14 protein-coding genes are annotated in these 12878 nt (G+C 56.5%); 5 read left to right on the forward strand and 9 right to left on the reverse strand.

Features of this window, described 5'->3' with window-relative positions; all coding sequences use genetic code 11:
* The first annotated feature begins 38 nt into the window (after positions 1 to 38).
* The 5 genes from artP to artJ all read left to right on the forward strand — a co-directional run bounded on the left by artP (position 39) and on the right by artJ (position 3813).
* Positions 39 to 767, forward strand: coding sequence for an arginine ABC transporter ATP-binding protein ArtP (artP, locus tag L350_RS13545; RefSeq protein WP_032624569.1), 729 nt, complete (start codon positions 39 to 41; stop codon positions 765 to 767).
* An 18-nt stretch (positions 768 to 785) separates the two neighbouring features.
* Positions 786 to 1517 (forward strand): arginine ABC transporter substrate-binding protein ArtI, encoded by a 732-nt coding sequence (gene artI, locus L350_RS13540; protein WP_006174322.1) that lies wholly within the window; start codon positions 786 to 788, stop codon positions 1515 to 1517.
* A 6-nt stretch (positions 1518 to 1523) separates the two neighbouring features.
* The gene (gene artQ / locus L350_RS13535) at positions 1524 to 2240 is read left to right on the forward strand and encodes an arginine ABC transporter permease ArtQ (RefSeq protein ID WP_003858367.1); all 717 of its coding nucleotides are present in this window, start codon (positions 1524 to 1526) and stop codon (positions 2238 to 2240) included.
* Positions 2240 to 2908, forward strand: coding sequence for an arginine ABC transporter permease ArtM (gene artM, locus L350_RS13530; RefSeq protein WP_022647579.1), 669 nt, complete (start codon positions 2240 to 2242; stop codon positions 2906 to 2908). The genes artQ and artM overlap by 1 nt, the downstream gene beginning before the upstream one ends.
* A 173-nt stretch (positions 2909 to 3081) precedes the next feature.
* Entirely contained in the window at positions 3082 to 3813 is a 732-nt protein-coding gene (artJ, locus tag L350_RS13525; protein WP_015571008.1) for an arginine ABC transporter substrate-binding protein ArtJ, read from the forward strand.
* Positions 3814 to 3888: 75 nt separating this feature from the next.
* Here the strand turns inward: artJ and L350_RS13520 are convergent, their stop codons facing one another.
* The 9 genes from L350_RS13520 to L350_RS13480 form a co-directional block, all read right to left on the reverse strand.
* Complete coding sequence (locus tag L350_RS13520) at positions 3889 to 5358, reverse strand: sensor histidine kinase (RefSeq protein ID WP_032624570.1); 1470 nt, start codon at positions 5356 to 5358, stop codon at positions 3889 to 3891.
* Positions 5342 to 6049 carry a response regulator transcription factor gene (locus tag L350_RS13515; RefSeq protein WP_032624571.1) on the reverse strand — a complete coding sequence of 236 codons (708 nt, stop codon included), beginning with the start codon at positions 6047 to 6049 and terminating at the stop codon, positions 5342 to 5344. Before L350_RS13515 ends, L350_RS13520 begins: the two co-directional genes overlap by 17 nt.
* 72 nt (positions 6050 to 6121) lie before the next feature.
* Positions 6122 to 7249, reverse strand: coding sequence for a 23S rRNA (uracil(747)-C(5))-methyltransferase RlmC (gene rlmC, locus L350_RS13510; RefSeq protein WP_032624572.1), 1128 nt, complete (start codon positions 7247 to 7249; stop codon positions 6122 to 6124).
* Between the two features lie 40 nt (positions 7250 to 7289).
* A complete protein-coding gene (locus L350_RS13505) occupies positions 7290 to 7787 on the reverse strand; it encodes a YbjO family protein (RefSeq protein ID WP_115504200.1) in 498 nt (165 codons plus the stop codon).
* A gap of 42 nt (positions 7788 to 7829) precedes the next feature.
* Entirely contained in the window at positions 7830 to 8675 is an 846-nt protein-coding gene (gene potI, locus L350_RS13500; protein WP_022647574.1) for a putrescine ABC transporter permease PotI, read from the reverse strand.
* On the reverse strand, positions 8672 to 9625 hold the full coding sequence (gene potH, locus L350_RS13495; protein WP_022647573.1) for a putrescine ABC transporter permease PotH: 954 nt from the start codon (positions 9623 to 9625) through the stop codon (positions 8672 to 8674). The genes potI and potH overlap by 4 nt, the downstream gene beginning before the upstream one ends.
* A 9-nt stretch (positions 9626 to 9634) precedes the next feature.
* Positions 9635 to 10768 (reverse strand): putrescine ABC transporter ATP-binding subunit PotG, encoded by a 1134-nt coding sequence (gene potG / locus L350_RS13490; RefSeq protein WP_006809449.1) that lies wholly within the window; start codon positions 10766 to 10768, stop codon positions 9635 to 9637.
* 143 nt (positions 10769 to 10911) lie between these two features.
* On the reverse strand, positions 10912 to 12024 hold the full coding sequence (gene potF, locus L350_RS13485; protein WP_022647572.1) for a spermidine/putrescine ABC transporter substrate-binding protein PotF: 1113 nt from the start codon (positions 12022 to 12024) through the stop codon (positions 10912 to 10914).
* Between the two features lie 350 nt (positions 12025 to 12374).
* Complete coding sequence (locus tag L350_RS13480; RefSeq protein ID WP_022647571.1) at positions 12375 to 12851, reverse strand: YbjN domain-containing protein; 477 nt, start codon at positions 12849 to 12851, stop codon at positions 12375 to 12377.
* Between the last annotated feature and the right edge of the window lie 27 nt (positions 12852 to 12878).

Raw genomic sequence — 12878 nt, forward strand, 5'->3', positions numbered from 1 at the left:
ATTGCTATAGATTGCCTGGATGAGTAAAGACTGCCCCGATGAGTATTAAACTAAACGGCATTAACTGCTTCTACGGCGCACACCAGGCGCTGTTCGACATTACGCTGAGCTGCCCGGAGGGCGAAACGCTGGTTTTGCTCGGCCCAAGCGGCGCGGGAAAAAGCTCCCTTCTGCGTGTTTTAAATCTGCTTGAAATGCCCCGTTCGGGAACGCTGGCCATCGCCGGTAACCATTTTGACTTCGCGAAAACCCCTTCTGATAAAGCGATTCGTGAACTGCGTCAAAACGTGGGCATGGTTTTCCAGCAATATAATCTCTGGCCGCATCTGACGGTGGTGCAAAACCTGATTGAAGCCCCGTGCCGCGTGCTTGGCTTAAGCAAAGATCAGGCGATGGCGCGTGCTGAAAAGCTGCTGGAACGTCTGCGTCTGAAACCGTACAGCGACCGTTATCCTCTGCATCTCTCTGGTGGTCAGCAACAGCGTGTGGCGATCGCCCGTGCGCTGATGATGGAGCCAGCGGTGCTGCTGTTCGACGAACCAACCGCAGCGCTGGACCCGGAAATTACTGCCCAGATCGTGAGTATCATTCGTGAACTGGCGGAAACCAACATTACCCAGGTCATCGTGACCCACGAGGTGGAAGTGGCGCGCAAAACCGCCAGCCGCGTGGTCTACATGGAAAACGGGTATATCGTTGAGCAAGGTGATGCGAGCTGCTTCACCAAACCGCAAACCGATGCCTTCAAAAACTACTTATCACACTGATGTGTTAGGGAAATTATAATGAAAAAAGTATTGATTGCCGCGCTGCTTGCTAGCGTCAGCCTTTCCGCTACCGCAGCCCAGACCATCCGTTTCGCCACTGAAGCGTCCTACCCTCCGTTTGAATCCATTGATGCGAACAACAAGATTGTTGGCTTCGACGTGGACCTGGCAAATGCCCTATGTAAAGAGATCGACGCGACCTGTACCTTCAGCAACCAGGCGTTCGACAGCCTGATCCCAAGCCTGAAGTTCCGCCGTATCGACGCCGTGATGGCCGGTATGGACATCACTCCGGAGCGTGAAAAGCAGGTTCTGTTCACCACCCCTTACTACGACAACTCGGCGCTGTTCATTGGTCAGAAAGGTAAATACGCCTCCGTTGACCTGCTGAAAGGCAAGAAAGTCGGCGTGCAGAACGGCACCACGCACCAGAAATTCATCATGGATAAGCACCCGGAAATCACCACCGTGCCGTATGACAGCTACCAGAATGCGAAGCTGGACCTGCAAAACGGCCGTATCGATGCGGTGTTCGGGGACACGGCTGTCGTGACTGAATGGCTGAAAGCGAACGACAAGCTGGCCGCCGTGGGTGACAAGGTGACAGATAAAGACTACTTCGGTACAGGTCTGGGTATTGCCGTACGTCAGGGCAACACCGAGCTGCAGCAGAAATTCAACGCTGCGCTGGAAAAAGTGAAGAAAGACGGCACCTACGAAACCATCTACAAAAAATGGTTCCAGAAGTAATTCCTGATGAATGAAATTTTTCCTTTAGCAAGCGCCGCCGGGATGACCGTCGGCCTTGCCGTTTGTGCACTGATTATCGGCCTCGTACTGGCGATGTTCTTTGCGGTGTGGGAGTCCGTTAAGTGGCGCCCTGTCGCATGGCTCGGTTCAGCGCTGGTGACTGTGCTGCGTGGACTGCCGGAAATTCTGGTGGTCCTGTTTATCTATTTCGGCTCCTCACAGCTGCTGTTAACGCTGTCGGACGGCTTTACGATTAATCTCGGCTTTGCGCAGATCCCGGTGCAAATGCAGATTGAGAACTTCGACGTCAGTCCGTTCCTGTGCGGCGTAATTGCGCTCTCCCTGCTCTATTCGGCCTATGCGTCACAAACGCTGCGCGGCGCGCTGAAAGCGGTACCGCAGGGACAGTGGGAATCCGGTCAGGCGCTGGGCCTGTCGAAAGCGGCGATCTTCTTCCGCCTGGTGATGCCGCAGATGTGGCGTCATGCCCTGCCAGGGCTGGGCAACCAGTGGCTGGTACTGTTGAAAGATACCGCGCTGGTGAGCCTGATCAGCGTGAACGATTTGATGCTGCAAACCAAAAGTATCGCCACCCGTACGCAGGAGCCATTTACCTGGTACATCGTCGCGGCGGCTATCTACCTGGTAATCACGTTGCTGAGCCAGTACGTTCTGAAGCGTATTGATCTGCGCGCAACGCGTTTTGAACGGAGACCAGGCTGATGCTGGATTATTTACCCGAACTGATGAAAGGGCTGCACACCAGCCTGACGCTGACCGTTGCGTCTATCATCGTAGCGCTGATCCTGGCGCTGTTCTTCACCATCGTCCTGACGCTGAAAACGCCGGTGCTGGTGTGGATTGTCCGTGGCTACATTACGCTCTTTACCGGTACGCCGCTGCTGGTGCAGATCTTCCTGATTTACTACGGTCCAGGGCAGTTCCCGTCGTTACAGGAATATCCGGTTATCTGGCATTTGCTCTCTGAGCCATGGCTCTGCGCCCTGATAGCTCTCTCACTGAACAGCGCGGCCTATACCACGCAGCTGTTTTACGGCGCGATCCGCGCGATCCCAGAAGGCCAGTGGCAGTCCTGCGGTGCGCTGGGCATGAGCAAGAAGGACACGCTGGCGATCCTGCTGCCATACGCCTTTAAGCGTGCGCTCTCTTCCTATTCCAACGAAGTCGTTCTGGTGTTCAAAAGCACCTCTCTGGCCTACACCATCACCCTGATGGAAGTGATGGGCCACGGGCAGCTGCTGTACGGACGTACCTACGACGTGATGGTGTTCGGTGCGGCGGGTCTGGTCTATCTGGTGGTCAACGGTCTGCTGACGCTGATGATGCGTCTTATCGAGCGTAAGGCGCTGGCGTTTGAGCGCAGGAATTAATCACGCCATTGCATAAAACGGTATTCATTGAGCGGGTAACCTGATGGGTTATCCGCTTTTTTTTGCAATAAATGTAATATTTAATCATTTTTATTGCATATAAATTCAGTAAATGGCATTGTATATCCAGGCCGCAGACACGGCGCATAAATAAGACAGACGGGAGCATTACAATGAAAAAGTTAGTTCTGGCCGCATTACTCGCAACCTTCGCCGCAGGCGCATCCGCCGCAGATAAAATCAATTTTGGCGTTTCTGCCACCTATCCGCCGTTTGAATCGCTGGATGCCAGCAACCAGATCGTCGGCTTTGACATTGACCTGGCGAAAGCGCTGTGCAAGCAGATGCAGGCCGACTGCACCTTTACTAACCACGCGTTTGACAGCCTGATCCCGTCCCTGAAATTTAAAAAATACGATGCGGTGATCTCCGGCATGGATATCACCCCAGAGCGCAGCAAGCAGGTCGCGTTCACCGACCCGTACTACGCGAACTCTGCGGTAGTGATTGCGAAGAAAGGGGCTTATAAGTCTTTCGACGAGCTGAAAGGCAAGCGCATCGGCATGGAAAACGGCACCACGCACCAGAAATATCTCCAGGACAAGCATCCTGAAGTGAAAACCGTGGCCTATGACAGCTACCAGAACGCAATTATCGACCTGAAAAATGGCCGTATCGATGGCGTATTTGGCGACACCGCGGTGGTGAATGAGTGGCTGAAAACCAACCCGCAGCTGGGTACAGCGACGGAGAAAGTGACCGATCCGCAGTACTTTGGTACCGGCCTCGGCATCGCGGTACGTCCGGATAACAAAGCCCTGCTGGAAAAACTGAACGGCGCGCTGAAAGCGATCAAAGCTGACGGCACATACCAGAAAATCAGCGAGCAGTGGTTCCCGCAGTAATCTCTTTTTGCCGGGTGGTCTGGCCTACGGGGGTGGTCTGTAGGCCGGGAAAGCGCAGCGCCACCCGGCAATTTCTCATAGCGGCACAAAGAACCTGAACCGCGCCCCGCTCACGGACTCCATCAGCCTGATCCCGCCACCATGCAGCTCCAGCATTCTCTTCACGATTAACAGCCCTAATCCCCCACGGTTCTCCCGCGACGCCTGAGGATTTAACGCTGAAGGCCGCTGGAACAAATCGTCGCGCAGCGAGGCATCTACGCCCGTACCATTGTCTGCCACTTCGACCTGAAGTCGTTCATTCTCCTGCCAGACCGCCAGACGAATTTCTCCGCCGCTCGGCGTATGACGGATGGCGTTATCCAGAAGATTAGTGACCACGCGCTCGATCATCGACACGTCGGCGTTCACCAGCGGCAATCGCCCCGGCACATCAATACGCAGGTTCACCTCGCGCGTGCGGGCGGTAAGTTCAAACTTCTGCGCCACGTCGGAAATCAGTTCAGCCATGGCAAAACGCTCGCGCTGGGGCTTGATGCCGCCGTGCTCAAGACGCGCCAGCTCGAACAGCTGCTGCGACAGATGGCGTACCTTTTGCCCCTGACGCAGCGCGGTAGCGAGGTACTGCTGATGCTCCTGCGGCGACAGCGTGGCGGATTTCAGCGACAGCGTTTCCAGATAACCCAGCAGCGACGTCAACGGGGTGCGTAAGTCGTGCGAAATGTTGGCGATAAACTCCCGGCGCTGGCGGTCGCTGTCGGCCAGCCGATCCCACTGAGAGGTGATTTTGCGCGCCAGCTCGATAAAGGTATTGCGCAGGATCGCCACTTCATCCTGGCCGGCAGGCTCGAGCGGCTGGGCCGCCAGCTGCTTAATCGCGCTGATGCTGTCCTGCTCCAGCCCGGCCACGTCCAGCGTGAGCTGTTTAACCGGGCGCGTCACCCAGTACCAGAGCAGCAGCCCCGCCAGCAGACCAAACAGCGCCACCAGCAGCATCGACCACAGCGCCGTACTCCAGAGCGCTTTGTGCCAGGCCATCTCCGCCAGCGCGTTGGACTCCTCCCCCTGCAAAATAATGTACAGATACCCCTTCAGCTCGCCGTCCTGTCGCAGCGGGGTGGCGCTGAAGACTTTCTTATTCTGGCTTCGGGGATCGTCGCCAAACACCGGCATCACCGTCCCGCTCAGGAAATTCTGTATCGGCGCGAGGTCAATTTTTTGCCGCTGAATGTGCCCCGGCGGGGCGGCATCGGCCAGGATATCGCCATCAGGCGAGACAACATACAGCTCGACGCTCGGATTAAAGGTCATCAGCCGGTCGAACAGCGGCTTTAAGGCGCTGCGATCCACCCTGCCCTGCGAATCCAGAATCGCTTCCCGCTGCGCAATCTGCTGCGCCAGCCCGCCGGAGAGACGCTGCACCATCGCATTGCCGTACTGCATGCTAACGTAGAGCTGCACCGCACAGGCGACGGTGGCGCAGAGCAGCAGTAACACCGTAAACAGCAGCGTCAGGCGCTGGCTCAGGCTAAAGCGACGCATCATGATTCTGCTCCGCAAATTTGTAGCCTTTGCCCCAGACGGTGCGAACGATCTCCGGCTCGGCGGCATCTTTCTCTATTTTGATGCGCAGGCGGTTAATATGGGTGTTGACGGTGTGTTCGTAGCCTTCGTGCTGATACCTCCACACCTGCTCCAGCAATGCCAGCCGTGAAAAGACCTCTCCGGGATGGCGGGCAAAAAAATAGAGCAGTTCAAATTCACGCGGGGTGAGATCGACGTGTTGACCGTTAAGACGCACGGTGCGCGCCAGCGGATCGATAGTCAGACCGTGCGCCTGAATAATGCCGTCCGTCTGCGCCTGGCCCATCGCCTGCTGTCGGCGGAACAGCGCCTTAATGCGGGCAATCAGCTCCTGCACCGAGAAAGGTTTTGCCAGATAATCATCCGCCCCGGTTTCCAGGCCGGTAATACGGTCAGTTTCACTGCTGCGGGCGCTAATGATGATAATGGGCAGGTAGCGGGTCATCTGGCGGATACGGCGGCAAATCTCCAGACCATCAACATTCGGCAGCATCAGATCGAGGATCACCGCGTCCCACGGCTGTTTTTCCAGAAGCGGTAACGCCTTTCCCCCGTCCGGCTCGTGGGTAATGGCGTAGCCTTCATCTTCCAGGTTAAGACGCAGGAGTGCAGCGATATCGTGGTCGTCTTCTACCAGCAGGATCTGCTTCATGGGTAAGCCTTCAATCATTTGTTATGACGTAAGCTTACCTGATTTCGAGCGGGGGAAGAGTTCACATTTTGTTTAAGATTTCACGAGCAACGTCAGCACTTCGTAATGCGCAGTGTGCGGGAACATATCAAAGAGCTGAACGCGCGCAATGCGGTAGCCCGGCAGGCTGGCGATATCCTTCGCCATGGTCTGCGCGTTACAGCTGGAGTAGACAATGTACTCCGGCGCCATCTGGCTCAGGTAGTCGCAGAGCGCCTGGCCGATACCCCGGCGCGGCGGGTTCACCAGCACCAGCTCCGGCACGTTGCCCTGGCCGGTGGCGAACCGGGTCGAGTCCAGCGCCTGGAAGTGCAGATTCGTCAGCCCCAGCTCCGCGGCGGACTGTTTCGCGCAGGCGATGGCCTCCGCAGAAATTTCAATCCCGGTGAGCTGCATGTCTGGCGTGGCACAGTGCAGGCCAAAGCCGCCGACGCCGCAGAACAGATCCCACATGTGATGAACCTGTAACGCACGCACCCAGTCGCGCGCGGTCGCGTACAGCGCGCTGGCGACGGTGGGGTTAGTCTGGAAGAAGCTTTGCGGACGGATCCACAGCGGCACGCCGTTGAAATTCTCCGCCAGCGCATGCTGTTCGGTGAAGAAAATCTCTTTCTCTCCTTCCATGATCGCCATATGCACCGGCTGAATATTAGCGGTAATGACCTTGAGCTGCGGAAGCTGTTCCTGCAGCCACGGCAACACCGCGCGAAGCTGCTCCAGTTTGGTTTCCGAACGCAGCACAAAGCGCAGCATCATCCCGCCGTCGATTTGGCTTTCGGTCAGCAGAAGGTACTTAAGCTCGCCGCGCCTGCGGGCAACGTTATAGGGCGTTAACCCCGCGCGGGCGATAAAGGGTTTCAGGGCGGTAAACACCGGCTCAAACGAGGCGGGATACAGCGGACAGCCGGTGAGATCGACGGGCGTGCCGTCACGGTGCAGCATGCCCAGCAGCGGCTTTTCGACGCTGCCGCTGACCACCATTTTGGCTTTATTACGAAAGCCCTGCTCCGGCCCGCTGACGGGTGCGCACCACTCGCCCACCGCGTGTGCTGCCAGCAGCTGTTTCAGGTCGGCCATTTTGGCGGTGAGTTGTTGAGGGACCGGCTGTTCTATCCACTGACAGGAGCGGCAGCGTCCGGCGTCATAGAGTGCGCACTGCATATGAAAACCTTAAGAATCACGAGGGCTGCGATTATACACATTATTGCAGGCGGAAGAACCGCCGACTGGAGGCGGGAACATAGAGCAGGCAGAGCACCAGCATGTCCGGCAATTTTTGCATCACTAAGGAATGGAAAATCTCGCGGCGGGAGCCGCCGGGAATGCTGAATAGCTCCGGATAGCCATAGCCCAGCGAGGCGGCCCACAGATAGCTGGCGGCGGTGATCTGCGTAAGAAAATATACCCAGCGCGCCCAGTTGCGCCCCTTTACCAGCGAGAACGCACAGTAGATCTCAATAAACACCAGTATCAGGCTGCTGAGAAACACCAGCGTCAGATTCCACGTCTGCGCGCTGCGGTGAATGAACTCCCCCATGCCTCGCGGGCCCAGCGTGTTCATAATCATCAGCACATCCAGGCAGCGGATCATAATAATGGCGAGCGCCGCCACCTGCACCAGCGCAGGGACGTTCGGACGGGCGTGCGAATGACGTGTTTTTTGCAAGAATCCCAATGTTTTTACTTCCCTGAAAAACAGTGCCGCGTCATACGCGGCACATCACTGGAAATAATAATTCCTTCAGCCGCGTCTTGCACGCTGGATATCGCGCACGCGCTGCTTTTCCGCGCGCGCCATCAAATACCAGGCGATAAATCCGACAATTCCGACCACGCCGAGGATGATGGAGGCCAGGGCATTAATCTCCGGATTCACCCCCATGCGCACGCTGGAGAAGACCAGCATCGGCAGCGTCGTCGCGCCCGGCCCCGACACAAAGCTGGCGATAACCAGATCGTCGAGCGAGAGCGTGAACGCCAGCAGCCAGCCGGAGATCACCGCCGGCATAATCATCGGCAGCGTAATGATGAAAAAGACCTTCAGCGGCGTGGCGCCGAGATCCATCGCCGCCTCTTCAATGGAGCGATCCAGCTCGCGCAGCCGCGAGGAGATGACCACCGCCACATACGCCGTACAGAAGGTGACGTGCGCCAGCCAGATGGTGAGCATCCCGCGATCCGCTGGCCAGCCGATGGCGTGCGCCAGCGCGACAAACAGCAGGAGCAGCGACAGACCGGTGATGACGTCCGGCATCACCAGCGGGGCGGTGATCATAAACGCAAAACCATTTGCTCCGCGAAAACGGCCGAAGCGCACCATCACCAGCGCGGCAATCGTGCCCAGCACGCAGGCCATCGTCGCCGCCAGCGCCGCAATGGTCAGGCTCAGCCCCACCGCACTCATCATCGCATCATCGTGGAACAGCTCGCTGTACCAGCGCGTCGACCAGCCCGCCCAGACGGTGACCAGCTTAGAGCTGTTGAACGAGTAGATCACCAGCATCAGCATCGGCGCGTACAGGAAGGTAAAGCCGATAATCAGGATCAGAATTCGCCACGGGGAGCGTACTACCGGTAAGTTGTTCATCCGTGGTCTCCCATCTGTTTCTGCTGATGTTTGTGGAACCACATGATCGGCACGATCAGCAGCAGTAACATGACAATCGCCACCGCCGAGGCCACCGGCCAGTCGCGGTTATTGAAGAACTCCTGCCACAGCACGCGGCCAATCATGATGCTGTCCGGGCCGCCGAGCAGTTCGGGGATCACAAACTCCCCGACCGCCGGGATAAACACCAGCATCGATCCGGCGATGATCCCGCCTTTTGTGAGCGGCACAATGACGCTGAAGAACGTCTTCAATGGGCGTGCGCCGAGATCCAGCGAAGCTTCCACCAGCGAGTAATCGATTCGCGTCAGCGCCGTATAGATTGGCAGCACCATAAACGGCAGATAGGCATAGACAATCCCGATATACACCGCAAGGTTGGTATGCAGGATCGTCAGCGGCTGGTCGATCACCCCAAGCCACAGCAGGAAGTTATTCAGTATGCCGTTATTCTTCAGGATCCCCATCCACGCGTACACGCGGATCAGGAACGATGTCCACGACGGTAAAATGACCAACAGCAGTAAAATATTTCGCGTCGACGGCTTGCTGTGCGCCACTGCCCACGCCAGCGGGTAGCCCATCAACAAGCAGCAGATCGTTGAGATCGCCGCAACCTGTAACGACTGTAAATAGGCTTCGAAATAGAGCGGATCCTCAGTCAGTTGCAGGAAATTCCCGAGGTTTAAGGTCAGCGTCAGCTGCCCGTCGGCCCACTCCCACAGATCGGTATACGGTGGGATCGCCCGCGCCATCTCCGCCAGGCTGATCTTAAAGACGATCAGGAACGGCAGCAGAAACAGCAGGATCAGCCAGATATAGGGCATGGCGATGACCAGCTTGCGGCCATGCGCCATCTGCACGCGCGCCAGCCAGTGCGAGAAACCGCCCGGTTTTTTGACGCGGGCTGGAGGTTCAAGTGTGCTCATGACCGCTCCTTATACCGTCAGGACTACGCAACTGTCCGCATCCCAGCACAGGCTCACTTCGTCGCCCCAGGTTGGCTGTCCCTTGCGATACCGGTGTTCGTTCTGTAACTGGGCGCTGAGCATCTGCCCGCTTTTCAGGCGGACATGGTAAATCGACAGATCGCCGAGATAGGCAATGTGTACCACTTCGCCCACGGCAAAGTTATAGCCATCGGCGGGCGGCTCATCGCAAAGCATGATTTTTTCCGGGCGCAGGGCAACGTAAACCGGCACGTTGTCCACCACGGAATTATCAGAATCAACCTTAAGCGGGTGCACCAGCCCCGGCGATTCAATCACCAGACCGTCTTCCTGGCGTTCCTTCAGCAGCCCTTCGAAGACGTTTACCGAGCCGATGAACTCCGCACTGTAGCGGGTTGTCGGGTGTTCGTAAATCTCCTCCGGCTCGCCGATCTGCACGAACTTACCGCGATTCATGATCGCAATGCGCCCGGCCATGGTCATCGCCTCTTCCTGGTCGTGCGTCACCATCACGCAGGTCACCCCTACGCGCTCAAGGATATCCACCACTTCCAGCTGCATCCGGTCGCGCAGCTTTTTATCCAGCGCGCCCATCGGCTCGTCGAGCAGGAGTAATTTCGGCCGTTTGGCCAGACTTCTTGCCAGCGCCACGCGCTGACGCTGGCCGCCGGAAAGCTGATGCGGCTTACGCTTCGCGAACTCCTGCATGTGCACCAGGCTCAGCATCTCCGCCACGCGCGCGGTGATTTCGGCTTTCGGCAGTTTGTCCTGCTTCAGGCCGAAGGCGATGTTCTGCTCGACGGTCATGTGCGGGAACAGGGCATAGGACTGGAACATCATGTTAATGGGCCGCTGGTACGGCGGCACGCTGGAGAGGTCTACCCCATCCAGCACGATCTGCCCGGCGGTAGGTTGTTCAAACCCGGCCAGCATACGCAGCAGGGTCGATTTACCGCAGCCGGATGCGCCGAGCAAAGCAAAAATTTCACCTTTGTAGATCGTCAGGCTGACATCGTCCACGGCATGCTGGCCGTCGAAGGATTTGGTGAGGTTTCGAATTTCAAGAAGCGGGGTCAGCGCTTTACGGACTTTCGCCTGCGGGCGGGGGATCGCGTCATTCACGGGGTGCTCTCCGGCATAGATCAACACTGGTGCAAACGCACCGTCAGGGTGCGCATCGCCGGGCGGCGCTAACGCTTGCCCGGCCTACGGGATTTGTCGGCCCGGTAAGCGACAGCGCCACCGGGCAACGATATCAAACGCCGTTACTTACCGCTTTTCACCTTGGTCCACGCGCGGGTACGCACACGGTCAATTTTCGGTTCCTGCACTTTCAAGGTGAAGAGCTTGGCAAACACATCGGCTGGCGGGTAGATCGCTGGATTATTGCGGATTTCTTCGCTCACCAGCGGCACGGAGGCCTTGTTACCGTTGGCGTAGTAGACGTGGTCGCTGATGTGGGCAATCACTTCCGGACGCATCAGGTAGTTGAGGAACTGATACGCTTCCTCTTTGTTTTTCGCATCAGCCGGCATCGCGAAGACGTCGAAAAACGCCAGCGCCCCCTCCTTCGGAATGAAGTAGGAAACATTCACACCGTTTTTCGCCTCTTTCGCACGGTTCGCTGCCTGCCAGACGTCACCCGCCCAGCCGATGGCCACGCAGATATCCCCGTTAGCCAGGTCGTTGATGTACTGAGAGGAGTGGAAGTAGCGAATATTCGGACGCAGCTTCAATAGCAGGTCGGTCGCCGGACCGGTGTAGTCGTCGGCCTTGCTGCTGTTTGGATCTTTGCCGAGATAGTTAAGCACGGTGGCGAAAATCTCTTCCGGCGCATCGAGGAAAGAGACGCCGCAGCTTTTCAGCTTCTCGAGGTTTTCCGGCTTCAGCACCACGTCCCAGCTGTCCAGCTTGACGTCCGGGCCCAGCGCCGCTTTGACTTTATCCACGTTAAAGCCAATACCGGTGGTCGCCCACAGGTAAGGCATGGCGTATTTGTTGTCCGGATCATGCTTCGCCACCAGCTTCAGCACTTCCGGGTCAAGATTTTTCCAGTTCGATAACTTGTTCTTGTCCAGCGGCTGGAAGACACCGGCGGTCAGCTGACGCTCCAGGAAGCTTGCAGAGGGCACCACCAGGTCGAAACCGGTACTGCCCGCCATCAGTTTGCCTTCCAGTACTTCGTTGGAATCGAATACGTCGTAGACAACCTTAATGCCGGTCTCTTTTTCAAAATTCGCGACGGTGTCCGGCGCAATATAGTCAGACCAGTTATAGACGTGCAGCGTTTTTTGTTCCGCAGCGAGCGTGCCGGCAGAGACGGCCATCAGAGCACCCGCAACCAGACCCGATAACCATTTTTTATTCAAGGCGATCATATTGTTATTCCTTCTGAAAGCTCGTTAACAAACGAACCAAAACTGTGCAGCCTGAAGATATGCAATATTCATGCATAGTTTGTCGCTCTGCCCGAAATAAAATACACCCCTCTTCCCGGCAGGTTCCGCTCGCTTTTTTAAGCACCGCAAGAATAACTGTAGCCCGTGTCTCCGGCTATAGCCCAGACGAAAAAACGCCTTTTATCAATTTTTTATGCAGATTATGTCTACGTGATAAGCCGAAACGGCCTGAGAGGAGGTGAAAAATTCTTTAAAGAAAGGTTAAAAGCAGCAGAAAAAGCGGTGTTATGCAGCCGCTCTGGTAGCGACTGCGCAAAAGTCAGACAGGCTTAGTGGAGAAAATTGGAAGATGCATCATTATTCTCGGCATCATCTTCCGCGCTATACAGCAGGTGATGTGCGTTGGCTTCCATCATTACCATGGAAATTTGCTCTTCGCTCAGGCGCATAAACCAGGCGAACTGTTTGAAGGAGAGCCCCGCGCCGGAGAATAAAGACTGGCAAACCACCAGCTTCGGCAGATTATCATCCTGTATGTCGAGAAACGCTTTCACGGTCAAAGAACTGGCGTTAATCGCTGACAGATCGGATGCCAGTGCAAGCAGCGCTGAAGGCTTCACTTCAGCCAGCGCCGAGAACAGGATCACGTCGTTAATCAGATCGATTTTGGCATCAAAAATACCATCGAAATTTTGCATGTGAGGCAGATGCAGCGCCTGGCAGGAGTCGCATTCGAAAAAAGTAATACCGGCATCATCGAGCCATTGACGTAACGTATCCAGTGTAGGTACGACCTGTAAATCCATCGCTGTGCAGCCTCTTAAATAAAAACG

Source organism: Enterobacter sp. MGH 4 (assembly GCF_000534735.1).
Taxonomy (GTDB): Bacteria; Pseudomonadota; Gammaproteobacteria; order Enterobacterales; family Enterobacteriaceae; genus Enterobacter; species Enterobacter intestinihominis.